This window comes from Nitrosopumilus sp. (genome assembly GCF_025699255.1).
Taxonomy (GTDB): Archaea; Thermoproteota; Nitrososphaeria; order Nitrososphaerales; family Nitrosopumilaceae; genus Nitrosopumilus.
Genome location: NZ_JAILWA010000003.1, coordinates 35469 through 61989, shown reverse-complemented (window position 1 = coordinate 61989; position 26521 = coordinate 35469). Strand labels below are relative to the sequence as shown.

33 protein-coding genes are annotated in these 26521 nt (G+C 31.4%); 17 read left to right on the top strand and 16 right to left on the bottom strand.

The annotated features are described in order from the left end of the window. Positions 1-111 precede the first annotated feature (111 nt). Positions 112-411, top strand: coding sequence for a hypothetical protein (locus tag K5781_RS04135; RefSeq protein WP_297441032.1), 300 nt, complete (start codon positions 112-114; stop codon positions 409-411). Here the strand turns inward: K5781_RS04135 and K5781_RS04130 are convergent. Next, positions 408-1355 (bottom strand): hypothetical protein, encoded by a 948-nt coding sequence (locus K5781_RS04130; protein ID WP_297441029.1) that lies wholly within the window; start codon positions 1353-1355, stop codon positions 408-410. The genes K5781_RS04135 and K5781_RS04130 overlap by 4 nt on opposite strands. Before the next feature lie 118 nt (positions 1356-1473). Between K5781_RS04130 and K5781_RS04125 the strand changes: the two genes are divergently transcribed. Beyond that, positions 1474-2379, top strand: coding sequence for a TFIIB-type zinc ribbon-containing protein (locus K5781_RS04125; protein ID WP_297441028.1), 906 nt, complete (start codon positions 1474-1476; stop codon positions 2377-2379). Here the strand turns inward: K5781_RS04125 and K5781_RS04120 are convergent. After that, the gene (locus tag K5781_RS04120) at positions 2376-3827 is read right to left on the bottom strand and encodes a cation:proton antiporter (protein WP_297441026.1); all 1452 of its coding nucleotides are present in this window, start codon (positions 3825-3827) and stop codon (positions 2376-2378) included. The two genes, K5781_RS04125 and K5781_RS04120, sit on opposite strands and share 4 nt — an antisense overlap. Before the next feature lie 130 nt (positions 3828-3957). On the opposite strand from K5781_RS04120, the gene K5781_RS04115 reads away from it, so the two are divergent. Together K5781_RS04115 and cysC are read left to right on the top strand one after the other, a co-directional pair. Next, the gene (locus tag K5781_RS04115) at positions 3958-4500 is read left to right on the top strand and encodes a hemerythrin domain-containing protein (RefSeq protein WP_297441024.1); all 543 of its coding nucleotides are present in this window, start codon (positions 3958-3960) and stop codon (positions 4498-4500) included. A 36-nt stretch (positions 4501-4536) separates the two neighbouring features. Further along, positions 4537-5052 carry an adenylyl-sulfate kinase gene (gene cysC / locus K5781_RS04110; protein ID WP_297441022.1) on the top strand — a complete coding sequence of 172 codons (516 nt, stop codon included), beginning with the start codon at positions 4537-4539 and terminating at the stop codon, positions 5050-5052. Here the strand turns inward: cysC and K5781_RS04105 are convergent. The 4 genes from K5781_RS04105 to K5781_RS04090 all read right to left on the bottom strand — a co-directional run bounded on the left by K5781_RS04105 (position 5044) and on the right by K5781_RS04090 (position 7556). Then, positions 5044-5859, bottom strand: coding sequence for a 3'(2'),5'-bisphosphate nucleotidase CysQ (locus K5781_RS04105; RefSeq protein ID WP_297441019.1), 816 nt, complete (start codon positions 5857-5859; stop codon positions 5044-5046). The two genes, cysC and K5781_RS04105, sit on opposite strands and share 9 nt — an antisense overlap. A 10-nt stretch (positions 5860-5869) precedes the next feature. Next, positions 5870-6076 carry a hypothetical protein gene (locus K5781_RS04100; RefSeq protein ID WP_297441018.1) on the bottom strand — a complete coding sequence of 69 codons (207 nt, stop codon included), beginning with the start codon at positions 6074-6076 and terminating at the stop codon, positions 5870-5872. 42 nt (positions 6077-6118) lie between these two features. Further along, positions 6119-6862 carry an SDR family NAD(P)-dependent oxidoreductase gene (locus K5781_RS04095; protein WP_297441016.1) on the bottom strand — a complete coding sequence of 248 codons (744 nt, stop codon included), beginning with the start codon at positions 6860-6862 and terminating at the stop codon, positions 6119-6121. A gap of 262 nt (positions 6863-7124) precedes the next feature. Beyond that, positions 7125-7556: a hypothetical protein gene (locus K5781_RS04090; RefSeq protein ID WP_297441013.1), complete on the bottom strand. Its 432-nt coding sequence runs from the start codon at positions 7554-7556 to the stop codon at positions 7125-7127. Positions 7557-7642: 86 nt separating this feature from the next. On the opposite strand from K5781_RS04090, the gene K5781_RS04085 reads away from it, so the two are divergent. Continuing rightward, on the top strand, positions 7643-7927 hold the full coding sequence (locus tag K5781_RS04085; RefSeq protein WP_297441011.1) for a hypothetical protein: 285 nt from the start codon (positions 7643-7645) through the stop codon (positions 7925-7927). A gap of 166 nt (positions 7928-8093) precedes the next feature. After that, entirely contained in the window at positions 8094-8735 is a 642-nt protein-coding gene (locus K5781_RS04080) for a hypothetical protein (protein WP_297441009.1), read from the top strand. 10 nt (positions 8736-8745) lie between these two features. Here the strand turns inward: K5781_RS04080 and K5781_RS04075 are convergent, their stop codons facing one another. Together K5781_RS04075 and K5781_RS04070 are read right to left on the bottom strand one after the other, a co-directional pair. Continuing rightward, positions 8746-9213, bottom strand: a complete 468-nt coding sequence (locus K5781_RS04075) for a transcriptional regulator (protein WP_297441008.1) — start codon at positions 9211-9213, stop codon at positions 8746-8748. Between the two features lie 97 nt (positions 9214-9310). After that, entirely contained in the window at positions 9311-9874 is a 564-nt protein-coding gene (locus K5781_RS04070; RefSeq protein WP_297441006.1) for a hypothetical protein, read from the bottom strand. 316 nt (positions 9875-10190) lie between these two features. Between K5781_RS04070 and K5781_RS04065 the strand changes: the two genes are divergently transcribed. The 7 genes from K5781_RS04065 to K5781_RS04035 all read left to right on the top strand — a co-directional run bounded on the left by K5781_RS04065 (position 10191) and on the right by K5781_RS04035 (position 14439). After that, positions 10191-10478: a winged helix-turn-helix domain-containing protein gene (locus tag K5781_RS04065; RefSeq protein WP_016940139.1), complete on the top strand. Its 288-nt coding sequence runs from the start codon at positions 10191-10193 to the stop codon at positions 10476-10478. 4 nt (positions 10479-10482) lie between these two features. After that, a complete protein-coding gene (locus tag K5781_RS04060; RefSeq protein ID WP_297441003.1) occupies positions 10483-11511 on the top strand; it encodes a MarR family transcriptional regulator in 1029 nt (342 codons plus the stop codon). Further along, positions 11508-12527: a hypothetical protein gene (locus K5781_RS04055; RefSeq protein ID WP_297441001.1), complete on the top strand. Its 1020-nt coding sequence runs from the start codon at positions 11508-11510 to the stop codon at positions 12525-12527. Before K5781_RS04060 ends, K5781_RS04055 begins: the two co-directional genes overlap by 4 nt. Before the next feature lie 45 nt (positions 12528-12572). Then, a complete protein-coding gene (locus K5781_RS04050) occupies positions 12573-12767 on the top strand; it encodes a hypothetical protein (RefSeq protein ID WP_297440999.1) in 195 nt (64 codons plus the stop codon). A 41-nt stretch (positions 12768-12808) separates the two neighbouring features. Then, positions 12809-13522 (top strand): 7-carboxy-7-deazaguanine synthase QueE, encoded by a 714-nt coding sequence (locus K5781_RS04045; protein ID WP_297440997.1) that lies wholly within the window; start codon positions 12809-12811, stop codon positions 13520-13522. A 64-nt stretch (positions 13523-13586) separates the two neighbouring features. Then, complete coding sequence (gene folE / locus K5781_RS04040; RefSeq protein WP_297440995.1) at positions 13587-14144, top strand: GTP cyclohydrolase I FolE; 558 nt, start codon at positions 13587-13589, stop codon at positions 14142-14144. 43 nt (positions 14145-14187) lie between these two features. Next, complete coding sequence (locus K5781_RS04035) at positions 14188-14439, top strand: hypothetical protein (protein WP_297440993.1); 252 nt, start codon at positions 14188-14190, stop codon at positions 14437-14439. A 2-nt stretch (positions 14440-14441) separates the two neighbouring features. On the opposite strand, the gene K5781_RS04030 is transcribed toward K5781_RS04035, so the two are convergent. Genes K5781_RS04030 through K5781_RS04020 form a run of 3 tightly spaced genes read right to left on the bottom strand, consistent with a single transcriptional unit; the run spans position 14442 to position 16807 of the window. Beyond that, positions 14442-15116 carry a 7-cyano-7-deazaguanine synthase gene (locus K5781_RS04030; protein WP_297440991.1) on the bottom strand — a complete coding sequence of 225 codons (675 nt, stop codon included), beginning with the start codon at positions 15114-15116 and terminating at the stop codon, positions 14442-14444. Positions 15117-15124: 8 nt separating this feature from the next. After that, positions 15125-16048, bottom strand: coding sequence for a homoserine kinase (locus K5781_RS04025; protein ID WP_297440989.1), 924 nt, complete (start codon positions 16046-16048; stop codon positions 15125-15127). Continuing rightward, the gene (locus K5781_RS04020) at positions 16049-16807 is read right to left on the bottom strand and encodes an ATP/GTP-binding protein (RefSeq protein ID WP_297440987.1); all 759 of its coding nucleotides are present in this window, start codon (positions 16805-16807) and stop codon (positions 16049-16051) included. A 120-nt stretch (positions 16808-16927) separates the two neighbouring features. Between K5781_RS04020 and K5781_RS04015 the strand changes: the two genes are divergently transcribed. The 4 genes from K5781_RS04015 to K5781_RS04000 all read left to right on the top strand — a co-directional run bounded on the left by K5781_RS04015 (position 16928) and on the right by K5781_RS04000 (position 19720). After that, positions 16928-17080: a hypothetical protein gene (locus K5781_RS04015; RefSeq protein ID WP_297440985.1), complete on the top strand. Its 153-nt coding sequence runs from the start codon at positions 16928-16930 to the stop codon at positions 17078-17080. Positions 17081-17171: 91 nt separating this feature from the next. Next, a complete protein-coding gene (locus K5781_RS04010; RefSeq protein ID WP_297440984.1) occupies positions 17172-18185 on the top strand; it encodes a lysylphosphatidylglycerol synthase transmembrane domain-containing protein in 1014 nt (337 codons plus the stop codon). A gap of 75 nt (positions 18186-18260) precedes the next feature. Beyond that, positions 18261-19403 (top strand): site-specific integrase, encoded by a 1143-nt coding sequence (locus K5781_RS04005; protein ID WP_297440982.1) that lies wholly within the window; start codon positions 18261-18263, stop codon positions 19401-19403. Then, positions 19400-19720, top strand: a complete 321-nt coding sequence (locus K5781_RS04000; protein WP_297440980.1) for a hypothetical protein — start codon at positions 19400-19402, stop codon at positions 19718-19720. Before K5781_RS04005 ends, K5781_RS04000 begins: the two co-directional genes overlap by 4 nt. Here the strand turns inward: K5781_RS04000 and K5781_RS03995 are convergent. From K5781_RS03995 to K5781_RS03975, 5 genes are all read right to left on the bottom strand, one after another. After that, positions 19710-20489 (bottom strand): hypothetical protein, encoded by a 780-nt coding sequence (locus K5781_RS03995; protein WP_297440978.1) that lies wholly within the window; start codon positions 20487-20489, stop codon positions 19710-19712. The two genes, K5781_RS04000 and K5781_RS03995, sit on opposite strands and share 11 nt — an antisense overlap. A gap of 423 nt (positions 20490-20912) precedes the next feature. After that, a complete protein-coding gene (locus K5781_RS03990) occupies positions 20913-21122 on the bottom strand; it encodes a hypothetical protein (RefSeq protein ID WP_297440977.1) in 210 nt (69 codons plus the stop codon). Position 21123: 1 nt separating this feature from the next. Further along, positions 21124-21567, bottom strand: coding sequence for a hypothetical protein (locus K5781_RS03985; protein ID WP_297440975.1), 444 nt, complete (start codon positions 21565-21567; stop codon positions 21124-21126). Positions 21568-21654: 87 nt separating this feature from the next. Next, entirely contained in the window at positions 21655-22986 is a 1332-nt protein-coding gene (locus K5781_RS03980) for a restriction endonuclease subunit S (protein WP_297440973.1), read from the bottom strand. After that, entirely contained in the window at positions 22983-26510 is a 3528-nt protein-coding gene (locus K5781_RS03975) for a DEAD/DEAH box helicase family protein (protein WP_297440971.1), read from the bottom strand. The genes K5781_RS03980 and K5781_RS03975 overlap by 4 nt, the downstream gene beginning before the upstream one ends. Positions 26511-26521 lie beyond the last annotated feature (11 nt).

Genomic DNA, 26521 nt, shown 5'->3' with positions numbered 1-26521 from the left:
AGAAATAATGCGAAATTATCTAAAGATAAAATGTTTGATTGCACTGCACTCACTTTTACAATTTTGAATATAATGAAATTGAATTTATATCACTAATTTTACATCTCATTATTGCTTGAATTAGACAAGAAGGTATTTGGAAATATTACTACAAAAGAAATCATAGGCGCTGATCCACCTGCAATCCCTGATAGTAAAAATAATTTTGAAAAAGAACTTGGTACTTTACTTACAGAATTAGATTCACTTTCAAAAGAAAATCTAGAGAAAATCCTAGAAGAACAAAAAATTGCTGAAGCTCATGTTAATAGTAGACCTGGCGCAATGGCTTTGGCACAAGATAAAATTCAATTATTTATTGAATATAATCAAAAATACACTCAAAGAATTAAGGAAAAACTAGAATCTTAGGGTTTTTTCTTTTTTGTCCGTTTTACACTAGAAGTTTTTTTACGAATTAATAATGATATTATGGCACCAGCAGGAATTCCTATAATTGTTCCAAGACTTACATATGGAGCAATAAAGAAATTTCCAATCCAGATGCCCCCATCTGTAGTTAATTCCATAAATGTTCTAGGTCGTAAAACTACTGATACTGTTTGTGAATCTTCTTTTTCTTGTTCTACATCGTCAGTATAAGTCACAATAATTTGAAATGGAATCTTGTATTCTGTATTTACTTCATTAATTGGCGTAATGATCCTAGATGTAATTGCTACATGTGTATTTTTTTCAATTTTTGAGAAAGAATGAAGAGTTTCCCCTCTAAACTCAATATCTTTAGGAGGAATTATCCTCAATCTGACATTTTGAATATCAATGTCTTTTGAAAATAACTCTACTTCAATAGGAAACTCTGCATTTGAAAAAATTGATTCAGGTATTTTTGTGTGTATTGTAACACTTGGATTATTCTTTATTGTAATTGGAATTGCAACATCGTGAAAGAATCTTGGTTGTGGTGTTTCATTATTTGCAACAAGAATGTGAGAATATTTTAGATTTAGAAAATAAATTCCTGTATTAGTATTGTCTGGTATTTGTAAATTAATATTTTCACCATATGATCCTCCTTGAGTAAGTTTATCCAGACTAACCCCATCTGACGGATCTAGAATTAATCCAGGAATTCCTGATAGTGAAAATTCAAATGAAATATCTTCTTTATTTTCCCATCCATTATTTTTAATTAAAATTGATATATTTCCATCTCTTCCAACCACAATTTCTTCAGGATATTGAATTTGAATATCCATCCCGCCCTCCAGATTCTGTGTGATTGTCTCTGCATGGATTTGTGGAACCAAAATAAAAAATCCAATTAATAAAGAGATAATCCAGATAATTTTCATACCTGAATTATTCAATAATGATTATTCAGTATTATTATCAGGTTAAAATTAGATAATAAAATTTCAAAAATACTTGTTGATTCATAAATACCATAAATTCTAGGATTCTAGTAATAATATGGTAAGTAAAAGTAAAGAACTCTGTCCAAGATGTGCTCAGGGAAAATTAGTTACTGATAACGAATCAGGAGAGATGTTCTGTTCTAAATGTGGATTTGTAATTACTGAAAAACTTCAAGAAGCAGGTCCAGAATGGCGTTCATTTACACAAGATGAAGGTGGCAACAAAGCAAGAGCTGGTGCACCAACATCATTAACTATGCATGATATGGGTCTTGCAACGATTATCAATCCTGTAAACAAAGATGCATCTGGAAGACCACTTTCAGCATCTATGAAAAGTACTATTGAGAGGCTGCGAACTTGGGATAGTAGAAGTCAAGTTCATGAACCTGTTGATAGAAATTTTAGACAAGCCTTTAGTGAATTAAATAGATTAAAAGACAAACTCGCAATTTCAGATTCTGTAATTGAAAAAGCAGCTTACATTTACAGAAAGGCACTTGAAAAAGGCTTAGTTAGAGGTCGTTCTATTTCTGCATTAATGGCATCAGCACTTTATGCTGCATGTAGAGACACTTCAACTCCAAGAAATCTAAAAGATGTTGAACAAGCTGCAAATATCAAAAGAAAAGACATTGCAAGATGTTATCGATTATTAGTTAAAGAACTAGATTTGAAAATGCCAGTAACTGATTCTATTCAATGTGTTGCAAGAATTGCAAGTAGAATTGGAATTGCAGAGAAAACAAAAAGATATGCGACAAAAGTATTGAAAATGGCGCAAGAAAATGAAGTATCTGCAGGAAAGGATCCTATGGGGTTAGCAGCTGCAGCACTCTATTTGTCTTGTGTGAAAAATGGAGAAGATAAAACTCAACGTGATATTGCAGAGGCTGCAAACGTGACTGAAGTAACTATTCGAAATAGGTACAAAGGTCTTAAAGAATCCTTAGAACTTTAGTTCTCTTCTTTAGAATTATCAGATTCTTTTTTAACAAATCCACCTTCAACATTCTCTTCTATCAAAATATCTGGCATTTTTTCTGATTCTTCAGATGTTCCATCTTTTGGATCATCTGGAGGTTTAACAAATCCACCTTCAACAGATTCTGGAGGAGGAATCTTTTTTGATTTTGCTAATCCTATTGTTGTAATTATAACTGATGATAAAATAATAAAGAACACTAATTGTGGATATGCTTCAGCATTTGGTAATCCCATTGTTATCGGATATGTTGCAAGTACAGCTGCTGCTAATCCTCTAGGAATCATAGAATTTGTTACTGCTCTATCCAAAAGTGAAAATCTTTTTGTTAATGTAATCTTTCCAACAAATATTCTTCCATAGTAAACAGCTACTGTGATTAATACACCAAATATCATATACTCTATTTGTCCAAAACTTGCCATTAATCCTACAAATACAAAGAAGAATGATCTTACCAAAAATGTTAGTTGATTATGTGTAGGATCATCCATTTCAACTCTAGGAAGTTTGAATCTGAGAATTTTTGCCAGATGAGCTTTGTTTCCAATCATCAAACCAAATACTAGTGCAGTTAATGCTCCGGATTCTCCAAATGAATTTGCTAGGAAGAATAAAACAAACAAAACACCTAATGTAAGCATATAGGCGTGTTGAGCATTTCCAAGTTTTGTAGAAATATACATCCAAGGAATTCCAACTCCAAATCCAAGAACTAAACCTACTACAATAGCTCTCCCAATCGTTTCTTGTAAAGTTTGAAGATCAAAATGACCTGCTAAAACAGCTTCAAATAATATGAATGCAATAATTGTAGCTAAAATATCTGTTAATGCAGATTCAAAACTTAACATAGATTTGGTTTCTTCTGAAATTTTGACATTTCTGACCAAACCAAACACAATCGCTGAGCTGCTTCCACCTACAATGGAACCTAACAGAATACTTTCTAACCATAACCACCCCAATGCAAAATGTGCTGCTAACGTAATCATTACCACTGATAAAATAAAACCTAGAACAGCAAGTGTTACTGAAAAATGAGCAGTTTTGATTACATGTTTGATATCTAAATTTAGTCCACCATCAAACATGATGATAATCAATGCAAGAGCTGCAAAATATGGAACAACTTGGATTACAGCCTCAGGTTGAATTAATCCAAACACTGGTCCGATAACTACTCCAAGAATCATCAGAAAAGCAACATCTGGAATACCTGTTTTTTTGAAGAATGCCTCTCCTGCCACTCCTAGAAAAATTACTACTCCTGCAGCAAGTAAAATTACATGAGCCTCAGCAATTGGTCCATCATGACTTGACAATGTTACAATGGAATTTTGTAATTCTGTAAATTTTTCAAATATCATATTTATGTTAAACTTTGGTATTGTTACACCAGTTTGCTCACTAAACAGATTCAAAATTGATAAAATTATCAGATTCATTTATGACTCAATGTAAGTGCATCTGGATAAAAGTTAAACTCAATTAAATTAGAAAATTTAGGCTCTCTTTACTGATTTTTAAATAACATAATTTGACTAGAATATCATGAGTGCTACAAATCAATTACGTGCTGATCATGATCAAGTTCGACGCCTAGAAAAAATAGTTTCAAAATGTGCTGATGAATTATACAAAGGAACAAAAATTCCATTTTCAGATCTTACAAAAATTACTATCGTAATTTCAGAATTTGTTGACACAATTCATCATTCAAGAGAAGAAGATTCGTATTTCCCGTGTGTGGCGAGTTATGATACACTAAAAGAAGAAATTAGAAAATTTATGATAGAACATGAATTTGGCAGAAATGTTGCACGTCAAATTTTACATCATCTTAAAAGATGGAAGGATGGTGAGGATGCACAAGAACCAGTTTCAAGATACTTGAGAACATATGCAATTTTCTTAAATGATCATCTTAACAAAGAAAATAAATTTTTTGATGACGCAGAGGCAAATGTATTATCAAAAGAAGAAGAAATCGAAATGTATGAACAATACAAATCCGTATTTGCAATAGTTAAAAGAGTAGAAGAATTAATTGCTGAAATTGACTATTTAGAGAATCAACCTTGGGCAAAAAATTAACGTAAGCTCTTTATGTGTTGTTTTGAAAATTTCTTTATGAAACCTTTCATTCTTTGGATGACTGGTCTTCCTTGTTCTGGAAAGACCACAATCGTAAAAGATTTGCAAAAAGATATTCCAAATTTGGCAATGCTTGATGGTGATGAACTTAGAGAATGGTTTTCTCCAAAAGATTTTTCAAAAGCTGGACGTGATGAACATAACAAAAAAGTTGCTCATCTAGCAAAGCTTTTGTTGAAACACGGTGTTCCAAGTGCAGTATCTCTTGTATCTCCATATCTTGAGAATAGAGAAAATGCTAGAAAGATTATCGATGCAGGTGATCAATTTGCAGAAGTCTATGTAAAATGTTCACTAGCAAAATGCGAAGAAAGAGATGTCAAAGGTATGTATGCCAAGGCAAGAAAAGGAGAGATCAAAGGATTTACAGGAATTGATGATCCTTATGAAGCTCCAGATAAAGCAGATTTAGTGGTTGATACCGAACATGAATCACTTTCAGATAGTGCAAATAAAGTAAAGGACTTCCTTAAAGGAAGAAACCTACTCTAATTTTTTAAACTCTTCAACTATTTTGTCATGAATAATACCATTTGTTACTAGAATTCCATTTTGATGATACACATCTTTGTTATTGTATGTGATATCATTTCCTAACATGTCTGTCATTTTACCCCCAGCTTCACTAATAATACAATATGAAGCGGCCGAATCCCACTCTTTCATTTTATTTGTAGTTGTAATGTATGCTTCAGCTTCACCTGAGCTTATCTTTCCAACTTTTAATGAACTTCCTATACTTGTAAAGTCTTCAATACCTAATTTTTTAATAAATGATTTTTCTTTCTCTGATAAATGATGTCTTGAACCAACTGTTCGACATTTTGATATTTCTGAAATTTGAGTTACAGAAATTTTATTCCATTCATTATTTGAAAATTTGAACGCACCATTTCCTTTTTGTGCAACAAATAATGTTTTTTCTGTTGGCCATCCAATTACTCCTAGAATTGGTTTTTTATTTTTGATAAGAGCAATCATTACAGTAAATTCGCCTGTCTTATCAATAAAATCTGAGGTTCCATCTAATGGATCCACAATCCATATTGTTTTTTGAGATAGTCTGTTTAGATCATCTTCATCTTCTTCAGATAAAATCTGATATTCTGTTTGTGAAAGAATTTTTTTAATAATTTCATTACTCTTTAAATCTGCATCAGTAATAGGAGAATCATCTTCTTTAGTTGTTGTTTCATAGTTTTTATGATAAATCTCTAAAATTGCTTCACCTGCTTCTTTTGCAGCCTTGATAGCTATTTCTAGCTCTGGGATTTTATCTGAAATAGGAATTTCATTCAAAAATTATTACCTAGGTTGTAAGTTCCGGTTTTAATGTCCATACAACTCCAAGAACAATAAACGGAATTGACATGACTCCTATGATTGATAATACGATATTGAATTGTGTTTCAGATACTTCTGGATTATTTACTATCCATGGAAGCGGTAATGTGATAATTATCCAAATAATTCCTAATAGTATGATTAATTTTGCTTTAGCTTTTCTATCTTTCATCTCATCTTTCCTCCTCTGAAGTTGTATTAAATTCATGTGAAATCATTTAATGGATTCTCCTCCATCTACTGTAAGAATTGCTCCTGTAGTCCATGAAGCGTCATCAGAAACAAAATACAATACTGCTTTTCCTATTTCATCAGGTTGTCCTATTCTTCCTAATGGATGTTCATTATCCATGAATTCTTTATCTTTTTCAGTTTTCAAAAATGGTTTTGTCATATCTGTATCTACTACACCTGGACAAATACAATTAACTCTGATCTTATCTTTAGAGTACTCTAATGCCCAGCATTTTGTTAATAATATCAAAGCAGCTTTTGATGCTGAATATGCATCAGCGTTAAATCCCTCATATGCCTTTATTCCAGCATCTGATGATATGTTAATTATTGAACCAAATGTTTTTTGTAAATGAGGAATGGATTCTCTTGTAAATCTAAACTGTCCTGTTAAATTTACATCCAATACTTCATTCCATTCTTCTTCTTCAATTTCATGCAATTTTTTTATTTTAGGAAAAACTCCTGCATTGTTAACCAAAATATCTAATTTTCCAAATTTTTCAATTATTTTATCAACGACATTTTTTACATCATTTGGATTTCTAATATCTGCTGAAATTCCAATTGAATTAGGAATTTCAGATGCTGCTTTTTCTAACCTTTCATTATTTTTTGCAGTGATTACTACCGTTGCTCCATTTTCTGATAAAATTTTTGCAGTAGCAAGTCCTATTCCACGACTTCCTCCTGTAACTAATGCAATCTTACCGGATAATCTCAATAATATTTTGAATAAATTTCGTAATTTATAGATCCATTAATGAAAATCAGTCACAAAATATTACAAGAATTTAAGAGATTTATTATAAAATTTAATATTAAATCTTAAATAGTTAAAGTTACTATACTAATTAATGTCGAAAGATATAATTGCTATCGACTGAACTTGCGTAACCCCGCAGAACGAAAAAGGTGATCAGCGTTAAACGACTGACAAAGAGAGGAAATCTCTCAAAGTTCTGTAGCAAAGGGGTTTACGCCTTTTAATTTTCTAAAATATCTACTGACACTGATCCTTTTGTTTCTCCATTTGGATTAATGGAGATCAAAACCTCTTGTGTTTCAGAAACCAAAATATTTTTTCGCCCATCATAATCCCATGTGTAATATTCTGAAATTCCAGTTTGATGGGATGTGCCAATCAGCTCAAAATTTTCTGAATAATCAAATGAATTTCCACTTATTATAATTGATAAAATCTTTGGGCTGCTCCCATTTGGAACAAATCTAAAAAAATATTCACCTTTTTCAAAAGTAAATTTTTCAGAATATATTCCATTAACATAAAGATTAGGATCTGCAAGTGTAATGTGAAACTGCACTTTATTTTTGCTACTAGATTCTTCAGACGACAAACTAACTATACTAATTACTAAAATGAATGCTATTGGAATAATAATGATTTTTTTATTCAATGAAATATGCACCTAGTTCCATTATAAAAGTAAATTTCAAATTATATCAATAAGCTTAAGTTGATAAAATTATAAAAAATTAGTAAATGGATTTTAATTGTAAACGATGTAACTCAATTTTTGAAATAGAAACAACTAGAAAGTTAATTTGCCAAAACTGTAAAATTCAACTTGATTTACTTGATAGAGAACTTTTAGTCAATAACGAAAGAATCAAAAAACTAGAAGAACATAAAAAATCTGAATTAAAAAACCCCAAAAATCCTCAAACACATTTAGAAACTATTAAACGACTTGAGCATAACTTACAACTTGAATACAAAAAACGTGATGGTATAGTTAAAACAATGAATTCTAATGAAACTTTCTAATTTTTTATATTTAATACGCTATTTCAAATTTTGATATATTTTCTTATTTTGATTTCTGTTTGATTGTTAGTGATTTTTGAAATGTTTGTTTTTAGCTAGTAATAATTTATGTCCTGTGAACCATTTTTTACACCGGAAATTAAGTACATATTCTAAAATCAAAACCATGCCTAATTTGTCTGATAAATGGTCCAGTCAGCCTAAACCTAGTATTGGCGAGAAAATCAACGATACAATCAAGCCAAAAGGTGCTTTAAAGCCTCGAGTTCAGGAAGGCATTAAAAAATTACAAATTCAAATTAAAAAATTAGATACAATGTTAACAAATTTACAAGAACGAGATGGAAAACTATTCCAAAGAATAGTTGAGGCAACTCAAAAACATGATACTCAAACAGCCAAAGTTCTTGGAAATGAACTAGCAGAAGTAAGAAAAGTTACAAAAATCTTGAGTGGTGCTAGAATCGCATTAGAACAAATTGAATTACGATTAACAACATGCAGTGATCTTGGAGATACTGTAGTGGCAATAATGCCAACAATGGGATTAATGAAGAATCTAAAATCATCTCTTGGTAAAATTATGCCAGGAGCTGAACAAGAAATTGGTCAAATGGCAGAAATGCTTGGTGGTTTTATGACAGAAAGTTTCTCAGGTGATGCAGCATTTGGAATGGATGAAACAACAAATGCAGAATCAGAAAGTATCTTAAAAGAAGCAGCAGCTGTTGCTGAAAGTTCTGCAGGTCAAATGTTCCCCTCAGTCCCTACTGATACACAAGAAGCTTCAGCAAACAAGTTTCTATAATAAGAAAATTTTATTCATTTATTGAATCTCTAGATTCTTTAATTTTTTTAACTCTACTACCTTCATCATCAATAATTCTATCTACTCCAGATAGTTTTTCTCTTAATGAATTGATAATTGAGCCTACCTCATCTGCTTCATTTTCAACCTGTTGTCTCTTTTTAGCAAGTTCTTCAATTCCTCTATTTTCTTCATCTATGTACTCGCTAACTTTTTGAAGTTTTTCTTTAAGATTCTTAATGTCAACTGACTCTTCTTCAATGTCTTTCTCTAGAAGAGTTCTCTTATCTTTGAGGTTTTTAATCATTAAACCAACATAATCTATTGCTTCTTCCAATTTTGCTCGTTTACCCATTAATTCTCCAATTCCAATTTGACTTGAAGATTCACTTGCAAAATTGGATTCTTCTGTACTAGAATTATCCGATCTTTCTTCTATCATCTCTCCTCCCTCTTCATTTTTGAATTTGTCAAACATTTTATGATTTACTTTTCAAAATGGGAATAAAAAGTTACATTGCATCTCAAAGCTGACCTTGTGAATGATTTTTAGTCCATTAAAGAAAAAATGGTGATTATATCACCGATATTGAATTTTTGAATTCTTGGCTAGAATTAATTGATTTTTCTGAATTTGTGTTCATTTCTCCAATTTGTAACGATTTGAGATTTTGACCAATTTCATGATTTTTTAAAGAATTCATCAATGAAATTACAAATTCCTCTTCATCTGTTTCTGCTATTGTTCCAGAAAATACTACTTGATAGATTAGTTCCTCACCTGAGACATCTTGCTCTATTGAAATCTCCCAAAGATTTTCACCTATCTTAGTTGCCTTTCCATCAAAGAGCACAATTCCTGCATCATATGCCTTGTAATTGACGAATGCCCAAGACATTTGACCCTCAAATAATAGCATTCTATGTAAGTCTGCTTTTGATACATCATCAGGTAATGCATATCTATGCACTTCTAACTTGCCATCAACTACTCTTTCTGTAAGAATTGCTCTGAGTTCTCCGTTTTCTTCTTGATTTACTGCATTTTCAGCAAATGAATAAGTCACAGACAGGTGTGAAGCACCAAGCATCAAGAGGATGAATATTGCTTCAATTGTTCTAATCTGGGATTTAACCATGAAAAAAGACATGCCAACAAGATAGATTAGGAACGGTTAGGAATTATCCTGTTCCTTATATACTAAATTCAATCAAAATTCTCTAAAATCAGAAAAATTTCTCCCTTTTTCATCTAATTTTTTGAAAAAGAGATTTTTCCTAAAAATTAACTTTTTTCAAAAAAATTCTTAGGCGTAATTTCTTTCCATAATTTCTTTATATTTTCAAAATCATCAAAAATCACACATTTTTTTTGGTGAAATTGCTGTTCCGCTTTGCGTTCCGCTATGAAGTTTCAAAATGTTCCTCATAAACTACATTGTTGTATACTAGAGCATGTCAAAACAACAATACAGGTCCGAAATGGGCATAATGGGTGATATCTTAGACGTTACCGCTGATGGCGGTCGTGGTGGAGTCATTGTATCTGCAATCTCTCGCAAAGCCAACCTATCTCACTATGCAGTACTAGACAAATGTGAGAAACTGGTAGAAGCAGGCTTAGTCGAATCCGTCAAAAATGACCGAAATAGAGTCTTTTTGATAACTGAAAAAGGACTTCAGTTTTTCCAGGAGTTCAAGAGATTTCAGGGACTAGTCGAAAGCATGAATCTAAGGTATTGAGCCAATGTATCCAGAAATCGTACCAATTCATAGGAAAGAGTCTCTTCGAGAAGATGGAATGCTTTTTGTAAGGACTGAGGGTATCCTCGAAACAATGGTTAAGGCACCTTTGATAATTGCTGGCTTAATGGTTGTTGCATTAACGATGCCTCTTCAGACCTCATTCAGTTCTACTCGTATGCTTGATCTAACCCTTTATTCCGACGGTTCAGCACACATTTCTACTCAAATAGATGTAGATCCATTAGATCCAGATTTTGAAGTAAATTTGTTTGGTCCATCAATTGATAATTTTGTCGCTGTAGGTGAAAATGGCTTTTTGCTATCTAGTGAAATAATAGATGATACTGCAATTATTGATACTTTTGGTTCTTCATCGATTTCAGTTGATTATGATATTCATGATTTAATTTCCAAGGAAGGAAGAGTTTGGACTTTTACTCTAGATGCTCCAACTGATTATTCTGTACTGATGCCTTCTAATTCTATAATTGTTGGAATGGATGCACTTCCATCAAATATGGATTTAGTAAACGATCAAACAAAATTAGATTTAACTCCAGGTTTATCAGAAATTAATTATATTTTTGGAACCACAACAACACCACCAACAACACCACCAACAACACCACCACAATCCAACAATGATGTTCTAACATATGCTCTAATTGGTGCACCTGTTGCCGCAGCAATTGTTGGAGCAGTGATTATTATCAAACGAAATCAAACAAGATCTTCACCACATATTCAAAATGAAGTGATTACAGAATCTACCAATAATACTACAAGTGACACTGAAAATATTTTTAATTTAAGACCTGAAATGCGCGAAGATGATAAAGAAATTATTAAATTCATTTCTGCAAATGGTGGAGAAGCTTTGGAAAGTGATTTAAGAAAAAAATTCTTACAACCTAGAACTACAATGTGGAGAGCAGTAAAACGTTTAGAAAGACAAGGAGTAATAGAAATCTCTAAAAAAGATCAACAGAATCTAGTAAAAATCAAGAAAGACTTGGAGAATGAACAATGAAAACTATCACAACTGCCATTTTATTGATTCTAGTTACAAGTATGGCTCTAGGAGGCATGACTAGTAATGCTTCTGCTGCAGAAGATCCTACAATTCTACTTAAGATTGCAAAACGTGCACAGGAACAAATAGACAAACAAATCTCCGTTGATTCATCTGAAAAAATCAAGAGATTATTTGAAGAAGGGACACAACAAGTAGATTCCTTAGAAAAAGCACTTAGAAGTGATAATATTAGCTCTGCAAAGGAACATTTCCTTTCAGCCATGAAAATCTTCAAAGAAATTTCTAGTCATCTGACATCTTCAAATACTGTATCTGATGTTGCACCAAAAACTGAATTATCTTCCGTTAGAGATACTGCTAAAGATCCATCAAATGATCTTCAAAGATTACAAGTCTATGTAAACAGTCTAAAGACAATTGCAAAAAAATATGATACTCCAATTGACTTTTCAGATTTAGACAAATTATTCAAACAAGCACAACAACAAATAAGCGATGGTAAATTTACTCAAGCCATAAACACTATCCATGAAATTAAAGAAACCATAGTTGATATTAACAAAGATCTACGTGAAAACGCAGCAAAGCAAGAATCCCAACGAGCAAAAGTATATGCTCAAAAATATTTGGAACAATTAGATAGATTAATTGAAAATGCCAAAAAACAAGGCGTTTCTAATGATATTATTGAAAGATTGGAATCTGCACGAGAAAAACTATCTTCAACAGATGATCCACGACAAATTGTTGAAGAGATTAGAAATATAATGTCTCTAAAGGATCAGTTTGATCTAACTAAATATGATAGACTAGAATCTAGAATATTACAAGTTGAAAAAACATTATCTAGACTATCTCAGGTAGATGGTGTAGATCCAACTGATATTTCAGATGCAAAAGAAACTCTTCAAAATATCAAAGAAAATTTGAATAATGGTGAATTTGAAACCGCTAATGAACTTTTGAGAGATTTGGCAAAACAACTGTCAGCAATTAAAAATTCTACTTGATAGGTTATCATAAAATTCATATACATTTTCTAATCAGCAGTGAGCATGGCCTCTAAAGCAATTACCGTTGGCGTAGGAATTCCTATGATAATTGTTGGTGCTTTAATGGCATGGTTATGGGCACCAATTGAAAATGATCTGCAAAATCAAATAGAATTAGTAGGAAGTTCAATTGGAATCTTAGGTGTGATATTCTTCATCACGGGATTATTCTATTCAAAGGAACCAGTAATGCATTAGAAACTCATTGAATAAATAATGAAAAAATTTACAATTATTACTTGAAAGTCAGATTATTTGAAATATTCACATCAGTAGAAGGCGAAGGAATTCTCTATGGAACTAAGACATTGTTTGTAAGATTAGCAGGATGTCCATTCACATGTTTTTATTGTGATACAAAAGAATCTCTTCCACTTGATTCTGGAACAGAATATTCAATTGATGATGCAAAACAACTAATTGATTCTAATTTAAAAAATCAAACTTACAAAGTAAATTTTACAGGAGGAGATCCCCTTATTCAACATGAAGCAGTTGCATTATTAGCAAAACATATTCAAGAAAAGAAAATTCCTACATATCTTGAATCCTCATGTTTTGATATTGATAGATTTAATCATGTTTTACCTTTTATTGATATTGTCAAGATAGAATTTAAAACAAAAGATTCAGATTTTGTTGATTCAAAACACTATGAAAAATTAATCAGTCATACAATGAAATGTTTAGAATCATCTATAAAATCAAAGAAAACAACATACATCAAAATTGTAGTAAGTTCAAAAACACAATCTAATGAATTTGCAAATTTAGTAAATGAAATTTTTAGTATTGTATCTAAAGATGATATTGACGGATTTATCATCCAACCGACATATGGAATTTCTGAACCTTCATTAGAACTGTTATTGGAATTATATGATTTAGTTTATCCTCATTACATTGACGTTAAGGTTGTACCTCAATTACACAAATTCATAGGAGCTCCATAAAATTAGCACCTGCCTGAATATCAGATTAGGTTCAAATACTAGAAAAATTCTGTGAGATCATTAAATGGACCAAGAACGTGTAAAAAAACTTGTTAGAGAATTAATTATTGAAGTTGGAGAAGATCCTACTCGAGAGGGTTTACGAGAAACTCCTGAAAGAATTGCAAATATGTACAAAGAAATCTTTGGAGGATACGACTCTGATTCAGAATTATCAGTACAATTTTCAGAAGATTCTGATGTAGTAATCGCTAGAGATATTCAATTTTATTCAATGTGTGAACATCATATGTTACCATTTTTCGGTAAAATTCACATTGCTTACTCTCCAAACGGTAGAGTTTTCGGTATTTCAAAACTTGTAAGATTGGTTGAAAAATATTCAAAAAGACTTCAAATTCAAGAACGCTTAACCAAAAACATTGCTGATGAACTTCATTCTCAAGGGGTAAAAGGAGTTGTTGTTTTAGCAGATGCTGAACATCTTTGTATGAAAATGCGTGGTGTCAAAAATGATGCAAAACTATCTTCTTCAGCTTTTAGGGGAATTTATGAGAATAAAGAAGAAAAAGCAGGAATAATGTCATTAATTAGACAGCGTGGCTCAAATCTCTCTTTATAGAGAATACTGAAAAATTAAATAATCAATATTTTTGATCACAAACATGGGTGCAAATCCGTATGTTCACATTCCAAAAGAATCCTGGCCAAACTGGACATGGTATGCTATTGAATGTATTATTGTACTTGCATTATCCATGTTGATATCTAGAGAGATTACTGATTCTATTGAAGAACTTGCACCAGATGTACAAAACTATGTGTTTATGGGAATTGTAGGTGGAATATTTCTAATTTGGTATATTGGAATTAGAGGATTCATTCTAAAAAAGAAAATTCTTAGAAACAGCTATTAAAATTATTTTAGATATTTTGTTTTATCTATAATTCCTGATTTTTCAAAAGCAATTTTTCTATTATTGCATGATTCACAAACACCACAATGATATTTTTTATTTGAGTAACAACTCCATGTTTTGAATATTGAATCACCTAAAACTTTGATTCCAGATTTTAATAAATCACTTTTTGATAATTTCATTTTATATGGTGACCAAATTTCAATATTTTTTCTAAGTTTTGATTTAATTCCATCAATTTCACCTTCATTAAAGGCAGCTTCTAGTTTTTTTGCAAAACTTGGTCTACAATCTGGATAATGTTTGTCTCCCATATGAGCACCATATGCTACTAAAGATGCATTAAGTGTAAAGGCCCATGCTGAAGCAATCGATAGAAATACTGCATTTCTAATTGGTACAACAATTGAATATTCAAATTCACTTGGTATTTTTCTCTTTGAACTTGTTAAAACATTAGAATTCCCATACAATTCTTTCATAAAACCAATGTCAATAATCTTATGTTGTTTTAACCCCAGTTTCTTTGCAAAGGATTTTGCAGCTGTAATCTCACTATTTGCTTTTTGTCCATAGGAAAATGTTATTCCATACAATTCATACTTTGATTTCAAATATGAAACTGCACATACAGAATCAACCCCTCCACTAAACACAATAACTGCTTTTTTCATATTTTTCACTATTTTCTTTTATCTGCTGCACCCTTACTAGGTTTACAAATTATAGTTTGACATTTTGTGTTTGCAGATTCAAATCCCTTAGACATTGCTAAACTAATTTTTTTTAGATTTGCTGAATTTTTTGAGAATGCAATAACTGAAGGTCCTGCCCCACTAATGGTCACTCCTAATGCACCAGCTTTTATAGCATTTTCCTTGACTTTGGAAAAGCCTGGGATCATATGTTGTCTAGCAGGTTCTACTATGATATCTTTAATTGAATTTCCAATCAATTCAGGATCTTTTTTCATAAACCCTGCTACAATTGTTGAAGCATTTGATAAGTTCAAAATACTATCTACTAATTTGACTTTTTTTGGAATTACTCCTCTTGATACCTTGGTCTTTTTCTTTGGAACATTAATTGTTGGAACTGCAACACACATTCTAAGATTAGTTGGAGGTTCAATTCTAATTACATTCAAAGGATTTGTTTTAACAATCACAAAACCACCTAAAACAGAAGCTGCTACATTATCATAGTGAACTGTTCCTGCACTAGCTTTTTCTCCAGAACCTGCAAATTCTACCAAAGAATTCCCATCAAGTTTTAGTCCAAATAACTTATCAAATGCCACTGCAGTTGCAGCAGCTGAAGCTGCACTACTTCCCATTCCAAAACCTGCAGGTATTCCTTTTTTGATTTTAATTTCTACTCCGTCTTTGATTTTAAATTTATTTTTCATATTCTTTACAACTAATCCTGCAGTATTTTTTTCAGGATCTGTGGGAATATTATCATCTGTAACGATTTTGATTCCATTTTTTATTTTTCTGAGTGTGATTGTATCATAAAATGCATCTATTGCTAATCCAAATACATCAAAACCTGGACCAAGATTTGCAGTTGAAGAAGGCGCCTTTATCGTAACTTTGCTAACCATCTAATCCTCTACCTCTTCACCCAAATTAAGAATTCTGCTCATAGCTCCCTCTAGATTTACAAAACCATCTCCAGTTACATTAGAAATTGGAATTAATCCCTGCGCAAATCCTCCCAAATTTAGTCCTCTTAAAATATTTGTAGTTAAGGCATACGTATCACCATCTGTATCTTTGGCTATTGCACTTTCTAAACTCTTCAGATTTGTAGACCATTGCAAAATCTCTTTTAATTTATCACTAATAAGATCTGATTTAGTTAGAACATTAATCGTAGGCAAATTTAATCTCAATCTAATTGATGTTGCAAGTAATGCAATTGAAACAAAATTTACTGGAGTATTAATTAGTGCTCCATCAAAAAGAAAAATACTTGTTTTTTCATCAGATGTAATATTTTCTATAATGAATCGGCCGCTAGATCGATATGCAAATAATTCGATTTGACCAGGTGTATCAACTATAAGGTAATCTGGATTTACTTTATCTATGTCATTTTGGATATCATCAATCTTTGATGCAATCAAATCATTTGCCATTACCATTGCTCCGTTTGGACCTAAATCATATTGTTGCATAATTGATACATAATCAACATAATCTCTAACATCAATATCACAAGTATATGCTAAATTCTCAACTCCTGGATCTAAATTCATCACAGCAGCAAAGGCTCCATTTTTTGTATAATACTCTAAAAGCTTTGACGATAGTAATGATTTTCCAGAACCTGCAGTACCTGAAACGAAAATTGTTTTCAATCCGTCTAGTTCTTTATTTGCTTATATTTCAAACTAGCTTGTTTTTGAATTTCCAAATTGGTAATCAATTCTCTAGAAAAATTCCACTTTATGTTTAATGGATGAATTTTTGTTTAATTTATGAATCAAAATATTTTTGAAAAAGAAGCTTATCTGAAAGACTTGGTAGAAAAATTACTTAGAAATAGAAACCTTTCAGATTTTGATACTTTGAATAATCTCTTTGAAGAAATTAAGAAAGAATTGAAAAATCAAACTCAATCCACAAATTAACTCAAATTTTCATGCCTAATTTCAGGCACAAATTTTTCCTGACTGAAAATTTTCTCAACTTTCATATTTGATTCCTCAAAAAAATTATCAAATGAACTGGAGACTAGTGGCTATCCCTGTCACATTAATTCCGATTTTCATCATTGCCATCCAATTTGATATTCAAATTGAAGATGTTTTGGCCATTGGAATATTTCCATTTGCTGGAGCAATTATAGCCATGATGATAAAATTAGGTCTTCAAGGAATAAAATTTGCATACATCACACGAAAATATCTTGGAAATTTTGATTCATTTTTTAAATTAGTTGGAGTTAGAGTTGGAAGTGAATTTATCAAATTTACAACTCCAATGTTTGTTGGGGCAGAATTTGTTGTAATTTATTATTTACACAAAAAAGGTGCGAAACCTGCAAAATCAGCATGGATTGCAATCATGGATATTGTCACTGAAGTATTTGCAGCAGGTTTGCTATCTATAATGGCAGGAATCATTGCTTTACTCAATGGTGCATACGTTGTAGCAGCTGTGATTCTAGCAACTAGTATTGTAATTACATCTTTGTGGATGGTTATGTTCTTCCTTTCTTCAAAACATACATTCCAAGTTCCTAAAGTATTAGAAAATCTTGCAAAAAGATTTGGAAAGGAAAAAGGTGCCAAAGCCATAGATAAAACAAACATTTGGATGGAAGAAGTATGTACTATGAGTAGAGAAAATCTAAAAACTTCTGAATCTAAAAAAATATTCGGTATTTCATTTCTATTTTCTTTAGCATCTTGGTCATTTTATGGAATTTCATTTATGATTATTGCAATGGGAACTGGATTTGTAATTAATGCATTTGATTCAATTATGGCAGTAATGGGTGCAAACGCAATTGGCAACTTACCAATCACCATAGGCGGATCAGGTCTTGCAGAATTTGGAATTGTTGCATATATCAATAACTTAGATCCTTTTGCATTTGAGATTTCAGAAGGAGTTGTGGCTTGGGATGCAGTTATTGGATGGAGAATAGCTACATACTATGTCCCAATAGCAGTTACATGGCTATTATTAGTAAAATTAGCCTTGAGTAAAATACCCAAATCTCAGTCTTGATAGAAACCACTCTATATACAAGATATATATCATATAAATTATAACTATTATATATGATGTGTAATAATATGGTCTATGTCTCTTAAAGTTTTAGATAAATCATTAGATGATTACTTGGCATCCTTGTTTATCATATCTCACAGTCATAGTACTGTAAGCTCGTATCGTTTAGCAATTACAAACAGTAAGAAAACTGGATTTAGAGAATTTTTGTCAGAAAAATACTGTATTGATGAATTTGAGTTAATTGAAAAAGTAAACGGTGAATCACTTGATATTTACAAAATTCTAAATGAGTTTGTTGTCTTTTTAGATTCTAAAGGATACACTGCAAAATCAATTACAAGTAGAATGCCTGCAGTTAAAGGCTACCTTAGAAACTTGGGATTAAAAATCAATTCTGAGGATTACAAGCAAATGGTTCGTATCCCTAAAATAATTCGACAAAGAGAAGAACCAGTAACTAGAGAATTAATTGTAAAATTACAACGGAGTTTCTCACCTAGGTTACAAACAATTGTTCTAGTTCTTTCATCTAGTGGAATGAGACTAGGTGAACTAGTTCAATTGGAATTAGGTGATATTGATTTTTCAACTACTCCTACAACTATTTCACTAAGAGCAGAAACTACAAAAACTAGAACTGAACGACAAACATACCTTACTACTGAGGCCACAAATTCACTAAAAGAATATCTAAAACGATATTTTGGATGGGATGAAACTAGCGATAATGTTCAACTAAAAAACATCAAAATTTTTGGGAGAATATCAAAGATAAAAAATCTAAAACGTAAATCAAATCCTAAACAACCTCCTCATCTACATGCAGAAAGTTTACTACACAATAGCCTCAGATATCACCTTGACAAAAATTCTGAAATCAACTCAAATAACAAGAATGGTAGAAAGGTAGTACATTTTCATGCATTTAGAAAATATTTTCGTACTACAGTAGGAAATGTCTGTGGAAGAGATTTTGCAGAAGAACTAATGGGTCATGGTTTCTACATGGATACTTACTATCAACTATCTGATGAAAAAAGAAAAGAGATGTACTTGCAAGCAGAACCACATCTTACAATCTCTGACTTCAAACAAGTAGATAAGAATCTCAAAACATTATCCATAAAATATGCAGAATTAGAAGCAAAGTTCAACGAGTTTAAACTACAATCAAGAGATAACAGTCTTCAAGTTCCAGAGTTTTTGAAATGATTACTAGAGAAGAGATAATTCAAATTCTTCGTCAACGTGAAGCACGTCTTAAAAAATGGTTAGATGAAAAACCAAATAAAAAATCTGTATTACAATTAAAGCAAGATTTTAAAAAATGGAGTAAAGACATTGATGATTCACGTAGACTGGCTCAGGAAAACGATCCATTATTTCCTAAAGACAGTTTGAATTCATCATATACATTTATGAACATGTTTGGTGCTACATTTGCAAATTATGTTGTTGCAATACATTATATCAAAAAACTAGAAGAAGAATTAAAGAAATTACGCACAAAAACCAGACTTAATTCCTAAATTTTCTTCTTTGTCTATTTACGATTTCTTCTAAAACTTCAAATTTATTTCCAAATTCTTCTTCTAAATGTTTTTTCACATCTTTAGGTGCAAAATTAACATTATCAATCATGTTTAAAACATAAGTAAAAAATAAAAATTTAGCAAGAAAATTATGTACTACATCTACTAAATCATGTAATTCTTCTTTATCTAATTCTATATTCTGATTTAAGTTATGAATTATTCTATGTCGTTCATATGGAATCTCTTTTAATTTTTCCCACCTTTTCAATATGCCCATTCGCTGCTCATAATATCTTTGAGATTCATCTCTCTCAATATTAAGAGGTAATTTTAATAATTCTAAAAATGTTTCAAGAAAATCAACTTTATACGCTTTCGAAAAAATCCTATCAAATTCATTTAGATTTTGAAAATTAAAATTTGAAGCTACAATCATTCCCTTTGTAATTTCATTTGTTTTTATAATATCAAGATCAGTTAACCTAATTCGAAGTTCATTTTGATCAAAAATATTCTTCAATTCAATTTGTTCTACATCAATTTCAAATTTCAATTCACGTTTTATTGTATCTTCCATAACTGTTACTAGATTTATTACAATGAAATTTTTTAAAGACTGAATTACTTCTTTAGATTCAATATTTTCAAATTCATCAATTTGTTTATAGAGTTCATTTAATTGTGTATCAAAATATGTCGGATCAACGTCTTCCTTTAATTTAGCAATTTTATGTGGTTGAAACCTTGCAAATCTTTTACTCATACTTTCATCATTTGTATTCCACAAATCGTAATTAAACACTTCAAAATTCACCCTCCCAATACGTACTCAGATTTGCTCCATTCCATGAAAATACATCCAAAATGAAGGAACATCCTCTACAAACCCTAAATTCAGCCCAAATTCCATGCATAGACGTGTTCTTGTGAGGAATTTCACAGATTTTACATCTCATTGCCACTCATTCCTGCAATTTTCACAATACCAACAAAAGATTGGTTTTGATTCTTGTTTAATCTGAAATACATTTGGTGCAATCAAAAAGATACTAGTATCTTCACTGTTACATTTAGGACATACTTTACTCATTTTGTTTTCTCCTACAACTGTTGCATAGTTTATGATTTGATCTTACCAATGCTTTTTGATTACATGATTTGCAGTGATGTACTGTCATCCAGTCATTTACTCTGAACAATCTAAACCCTCTTCATCACTATGATAGTATTTTTTCTGCAGTTTTGATAGAATGTATTGTTGTTCTAACAATGTCTCTTCAAATATTTTGGCTTTATTTCTATGGTAATCCAAGTCTGCCTCCATTCTATTGATTTCATGCTCTAAATTTGCAATATCAAGACGCTTTGGTAATGTTTTTCTTAATTGATCATGCATCTTAGTATCTACCTCCTAAATTTGAGATCCAGTTAGGTTCTCTTTCTGAGAGTATTTGTTCAGAGTCTCTGAGGATTTGTCTTGTTGATAGTTTTACTCCAAAGAGTAGCATTATCATCTGTATTGAATTGGTGGCCAATTGCATGTCTTGATGTAAGAATGCAATTGCTTCTTTACAATTCTCAGTACGTCTAGCATGTGTTTTTTTACAGTTAACAATAGTTTTGATTGCACCTATTGTGTTTCCATAAATATACTTGTTTACTCCCTTGTAGGAATTCCCAAGACTAGACATTACATGGTTGTAATGTGCGTCTAGGGATTGGTTTTGAAAGACAAAACTTTGCTCCAAGTCATGAAATACAAAATCATCATAACTTGAAAGACTTTTTCCTTCATTGACGATATGGCCGTCATCCATTTGTGTCGAAACTGTTTGTTTCATGAATTAATTGTGTGATAAGAATCATTGAGGTTTTTTTCGTATTATACGAGATTATTTCGTATAGTATCTATGATTTTATACCTAGATTTAGTTAGTCACACAAATTTTTCCAGTTACAGCCGATAAGATTAAAGATTCTCTGAATTCTTGTAATTTTGAGATTTGTGATTCTACTTTGGAGATTAATTTATCCATCTGAATAGTTTGTTTATCTATGTAAGAAATAATATGATTTTGTTCAGTTCTAGGTGGAAATAGGATATAATGATTCAAAATTTCTTGTTGTGATATAGTAGGGGTTGATCCGCCAACTATTGAACTATAAATTTGATCTTTGTATTTATTTGAAGTCATAAAAAATAATAGAAATTTTGGAGTAATTTTAAATGGTTTTAATACAACCAATTGGGGGTTGATGGTCATTTTTTCTCTGTAATCTGGTACCATACACACCTTTCCGATAGTAGAACCAGTCTTAACTAGTAAAATATTATTCTCAAAAATCTGAATTTCAGGAGATTCTTCATATTTCTTCCAAGTCAAGTAGGTTTTTTTATTCATGTTGAATTTATCATCAATGATATTTGATGGACTAAGTGTAATTGCACCTTCTCCTTCAGAGACAATATCATTTATTGTGTAACCTCTATACCCTATTCTACCAGTTACATCAGATACAAATTTGATCTTTGATACTTTCCAATCTTCTGGAATATCTCCAACCCAATCTATTCCAGAATCTTTCATCGGAACTGAATCATCAAGCCCTTTAGTAACCACATGGTTGATAAGAGATTGTCTTTTTTCTTTGATTAATTCAATTAATTTTTTACTTTTAGAGATTTCCTGATCAATTATTTTTGTTTTTCCATCAAGAAAATTAACGATTTGTTTTTGTTCCAATATTTTTTGTAAAGAAATAGGATAATTCCTTAAAATATCTAAATTTAGACCTGATTGTACACTACCATGGCTACTATTTCTTAAATGTGAATATTGACTTTGAAGATAATACCAAATAAAATGACTATAATGTTTTTTTTGATTGGATACAATTCCTACTACAGACTGATTTGTAGTGGCTTCAATTTTCAATATAGAAGTTCGTCCTCTAGTAGCCCCTTCTCCAGTAATTGCAATTAAAACACTCTCTTTGGGAAATAATTTTGCTGAACTTTCAATTAATCCCAACTTTGTTATTTTCTTTATACATTTTGTAATACTATTGTTATTTACTTCACCTGAAGAAATCCATGGGATTGTTCCGTTATCCCAGTATTCAGAATTACCTGTAGAGGGAGTTCCTCCCGAATTTAATTTTCCTATAAACTTCAATGGTGCTACATTCCAGGATTCAGGAATTTCTCCTATCCATTCCACTCCAGAATCTTTCATTTTTGGATATTTTTGGAGAGTCATTTTCTTCCTCCAGGTTTGAAATGCTCATCACATAAGGGATTTGATAGTTTGAAATTACGTGTAAACTCTTTTCCACATTCAACACAATTGTATTTTTGTGGTTTTCCCCCGAATTTTGAAAATGATTCTGCAACTGGTTTTATTTTTTCCCAATCTGTGAAAACATCAATTGCATCTGAATCATTCCACCACTCATCATATGCCTTTGAATCCTGCTCATAGGTAGAACTTCCTGCAACATGTTGATTAAAAGTAGCAGAACTTCCCTCTAATACTGCACTTATTGGTGGTACAGTCCATAGATTATTTGATCCAATAGCATAGCGGTCATGAAATTTTTTGTGTAAACTTTTTGTAATTGCAATTTTTACTTCTAGTTTAATTTTTAATGCATCTAGTTTGTCTCGTAATTCTTTGATTTTAGTATAAAATTCTTCATTTATCTTATCATTAAAAATTGCAGAGCCTAAAATTCTAATCTCAGTAACTATACACCCCTTCATAATTTCTTCTAAAAATTCTACTTTATCAGCTGCAAGATGTTTTTCCTCAAACCACAAATAGTCTTTACAAGATTCTAATGCTTTTCTGTAAGAGTCTTTGTTTTCTGCAATATCATTTGTAATGCTTGGGAGTTCAATTTCACCCCTTGCTTTGATCTGTTCATCAATTATTTTTGAAGATTCTTGTACTATCTGTTCTTTCCAATCAAGATCGTTTTTGATTGATACAAACAATTCAGGATTGTATGATTCCATCTCATCGAGTTTAATATCAAATGATGAACGATAATTTCCAAACTGTAAAATGGCTTGTCTAGTGTTTCCTGATTTTTTAAATTCAGAAATTATGTGATTGTCTAATACCAAAGTCCTTACAAATTTCTCAATGCATGCAGTTTCTGCAACAGTTCGTACAGTGTTTGAATATTTTTCATTTATTTTTAAAATTACTTCAGATAATGAACCAATAATGTTTGGTCTTTTTTGAGTCCCAACAGTTATTGGTTTTCCTAAAATTCCTGGCTTGTCTTCTAGGGGAATGGAACCATGAAATGTCTCTTTAAGATCGATATACCTTACTGCAACATCATCTTTGAGAGGTAGTGGGATGATTTTTCCTGGATCAGGTAGTCTTGTGAGAAGTTTTCTGCCAAATCTATGCAGTTTTTCTAGATTTTCAGTCTCATAGTCATTTACCTGTACCAGATAGGCGTAATTTTCAACAAATTTTACTAAAAATTGCTTGAATTTACCTCTGGTCTCCTCATCTAATTCTAGGAATCTATGAACGGCATCTGCTGTGGCCCCAACTAGTTCTTCATTTATTGCAGGAATTCCAGATGATGGATGAATCAGATCCCAGTAGGATTCTATATCATCATCTAAAATTACTCCATAGTCCATCACTTGTTGGTATAATTTGTATAGTAATTTTGAATCAATTTCGTCAGATAGAATTACTCCAACATAATATTTTGAATATGCTTCCTTGATTTCTTCAGCAGAGTTTACAAAATCAACTACACATACAGCATCTTTTCCTTTTTTGGTTCTGTTTAGTCTAGATAGTGTTTGTACTGCATTTACGTTACGTAGTGTTTTATCAACATACATTGTATGCAAGTTTGGTTGATTAAATCCTACTCGGAACTTGTCAGCTACAATCAAAATTCTGTATTCTTCTTTTCCAAACTGTTTAGCAATATCAAACTCTTTTTCTCTTTTTGGATTGTTAAGTGAATTTTCAGTGTAATCAACTCCATCTATAGTCACAGTTCCTGAGAATGCAACTAGTGTTTTAATTGGTAATCCTAGATGTGCAATATAATCATCTAGTGCTAGTTTGTATTGTACTGCCTGCTTTCGCTTTTCAGTTACCAACATTGCTTTTGCTTTTTCACCAATCTGATTCATTGTGTAATTTTTAAAATGCTCAATAATGAAATAAGATTTTTTTGAGATATTTTTTGGATCCTCATTGACTAACTGCATTATTTGCCTAAATGCTTTTTTAGTGTCAACTTGTTTTTCACTACCCTTTTGGATTACATCAAAAATTCTTTTAATTGTAGTATAGTTTTTGAGTACATCTAGAATGTATCCTTCATCAATAGCTTGTTTCATTGTATATTTATGGAAAGGAACCTTTGTACCATCTGATAATTCTGTTCCAAATATTGCCAAGGTTTTGTCTTTAGGGGTTCCACTGAATGCAAAATAACTAATGTTTTGCTTTGCAGTAGCAATTTTTTTGCCAAACTCATCCAAGTCAACTAATGCATCCATTACTTTTTGTGATGCATCTCCACCTTGAGAGCTTTGAGCTTCATCAACAATTACTGCGTAGTGTTTCCCACCTAGCTTCTCAATTCTGTCTTTGACATCAAAGAATTTCTGTTGTGTACTAACTAGAATCTTGCTTGAATGCTCCAATTCTGTGCCTAATTCGTTTGAATCTTTGATTTCAGGTACTAGTCCATCAGTATCTTCAAACTGTTTGATTTCATCACGAAGTTGATCCACAATTATTTTTCTATCTGAAATTACAACTACTCCATCAAAGATTGAATTGCCATCATAGTCTCGTACTGAGTGTAATGCATATGCAAGCCAAGCAATAGAGAAACTCTTACCACTTCCAGTAGAGTGCTCTACAAGGTATCTATTTCCAGAGCCTTTCTCTTTTGTGTCTAGAATAATTTTGTTTACTGCATCCCATTGATGGTATCTTGGAAAAATTAAAAATTCATCTTTTATTTTACTTGGATCATCAGGATCATATACTATTTGAAGATGTACAAAGTTCTGAATTATGTTTAGAAGGTTATCTTTATCCCAGATTTCTTTCCAGAGATATGATGTTGGATATGATTTTTTATCTTCAATGTTTGGCTTGTTAAATGGACGAAATACAGTATCTTGGTTTTTTAGCTTTGTTGTCATGGAGATATTGTCATAATCTATTGCAAAATGAACAATTGCTCCATTTTTGAATTGAAATATTCTCTCATCAGTATTTCTTTTCATGTATTGTTTTTCTGCAACTTCCATTGTTTGTTTTGAGAATTGATCTTTGAGTTCAGCTGTAGCAATTGGAAATCCATTTAGAAATATTGCTAGATCAACTGATTCAGTTGTAATTTGACTGAATCGTAGTTGTCTGATTATTGTAAAAATGTTTTTTTGATACAACTCGTATGCTTTTTTATTTTTTTGAGATTGTGGTTTTCTAAAAGAAAATACTAATTTTTTATCATTTATTTTAATTCCATTTCTAATTACATCAATTAACCCTCTTTGATTAATTTGAGTGACTGTAGTATCTATGATTTTTACTTTGGTGTCTTCTCCAAAATCATGTAGAATTTCTGCCATCTCATCAGGTTGTGTATTATTTAGGAATCGAAATAGAACATCTTTGTCTAATCCTGTTTTGCTGTCATAATTACCAGATAGTCTAACTTCATAACCTGATTTTTCCAGACTTTCTACAATATCATCTTCAAAGTTTTTTTCTACCATTTTACCTCGTT

Excerpts from the sequence above, each read along its gene's own strand:
- K5781_RS04085 (WP_297441011.1), top strand. The coding sequence starts at position 7,643 with ATGGATTTTAATTGTAAACGATGTAACTCAATTTTTGAAATAGAAACA.
- K5781_RS04075 (WP_297441008.1), bottom strand. The coding sequence starts at position 9,213 with ATGTTTGACAAATTCAAAAATGAAGAGGGAGGAGAGATGATAGAAGAA.
- K5781_RS04065 (WP_016940139.1), top strand. The coding sequence starts at position 10,191 with ATGTCAAAACAACAATACAGGTCCGAAATGGGCATAATGGGTGATATC.
- K5781_RS04125 (WP_297441028.1), top strand. The coding sequence starts at position 1,474 with ATGGTAAGTAAAAGTAAAGAACTCTGTCCAAGATGTGCTCAGGGAAAA.
- K5781_RS03975 (WP_297440971.1), bottom strand. The coding sequence starts at position 26,510 with ATGGTAGAAAAAAACTTTGAAGATGATATTGTAGAAAGTCTGGAAAAA.
- K5781_RS04060 (WP_297441003.1), top strand. The coding sequence starts at position 10,483 with ATGTATCCAGAAATCGTACCAATTCATAGGAAAGAGTCTCTTCGAGAA.
- K5781_RS04070 (WP_297441006.1), bottom strand. The coding sequence starts at position 9,874 with ATGGTTAAATCCCAGATTAGAACAATTGAAGCAATATTCATCCTCTTG.
- K5781_RS04050 (WP_297440999.1), top strand. The coding sequence starts at position 12,573 with ATGGCCTCTAAAGCAATTACCGTTGGCGTAGGAATTCCTATGATAATT.
- K5781_RS04055 (WP_297441001.1), top strand. The coding sequence starts at position 11,508 with ATGAAAACTATCACAACTGCCATTTTATTGATTCTAGTTACAAGTATG.
- K5781_RS03985 (WP_297440975.1), bottom strand. The coding sequence starts at position 21,567 with ATGAAACAAACAGTTTCGACACAAATGGATGACGGCCATATCGTCAAT.
- K5781_RS04000 (WP_297440980.1), top strand. The coding sequence starts at position 19,400 with ATGATTACTAGAGAAGAGATAATTCAAATTCTTCGTCAACGTGAAGCA.
- K5781_RS04130 (WP_297441029.1), bottom strand. The coding sequence starts at position 1,355 with ATGAAAATTATCTGGATTATCTCTTTATTAATTGGATTTTTTATTTTG.
- K5781_RS04030 (WP_297440991.1), bottom strand. The coding sequence starts at position 15,116 with ATGAAAAAAGCAGTTATTGTGTTTAGTGGAGGGGTTGATTCTGTATGT.
- K5781_RS03990 (WP_297440977.1), bottom strand. The coding sequence starts at position 21,122 with ATGCATGATCAATTAAGAAAAACATTACCAAAGCGTCTTGATATTGCA.
- K5781_RS04015 (WP_297440985.1), top strand. The coding sequence starts at position 16,928 with ATGAATCAAAATATTTTTGAAAAAGAAGCTTATCTGAAAGACTTGGTA.
- K5781_RS04080 (WP_297441009.1), top strand. The coding sequence starts at position 8,094 with ATGCCTAATTTGTCTGATAAATGGTCCAGTCAGCCTAAACCTAGTATT.
- cysC (WP_297441022.1), top strand. The coding sequence starts at position 4,537 with ATGAAACCTTTCATTCTTTGGATGACTGGTCTTCCTTGTTCTGGAAAG.
- K5781_RS04010 (WP_297440984.1), top strand. The coding sequence starts at position 17,172 with ATGAACTGGAGACTAGTGGCTATCCCTGTCACATTAATTCCGATTTTC.
- K5781_RS04035 (WP_297440993.1), top strand. The coding sequence starts at position 14,188 with ATGGGTGCAAATCCGTATGTTCACATTCCAAAAGAATCCTGGCCAAAC.
- K5781_RS04025 (WP_297440989.1), bottom strand. The coding sequence starts at position 16,048 with ATGGTTAGCAAAGTTACGATAAAGGCGCCTTCTTCAACTGCAAATCTT.
- folE (WP_297440995.1), top strand. The coding sequence starts at position 13,587 with ATGGACCAAGAACGTGTAAAAAAACTTGTTAGAGAATTAATTATTGAA.
- K5781_RS04100 (WP_297441018.1), bottom strand. The coding sequence starts at position 6,076 with ATGAAAGATAGAAAAGCTAAAGCAAAATTAATCATACTATTAGGAATT.
- K5781_RS04115 (WP_297441024.1), top strand. The coding sequence starts at position 3,958 with ATGAGTGCTACAAATCAATTACGTGCTGATCATGATCAAGTTCGACGC.
- K5781_RS03995 (WP_297440978.1), bottom strand. The coding sequence starts at position 20,489 with ATGAGTAAAAGATTTGCAAGGTTTCAACCACATAAAATTGCTAAATTA.
- K5781_RS04005 (WP_297440982.1), top strand. The coding sequence starts at position 18,261 with ATGTCTCTTAAAGTTTTAGATAAATCATTAGATGATTACTTGGCATCC.
- K5781_RS03980 (WP_297440973.1), bottom strand. The coding sequence starts at position 22,986 with ATGACTCTCCAAAAATATCCAAAAATGAAAGATTCTGGAGTGGAATGG.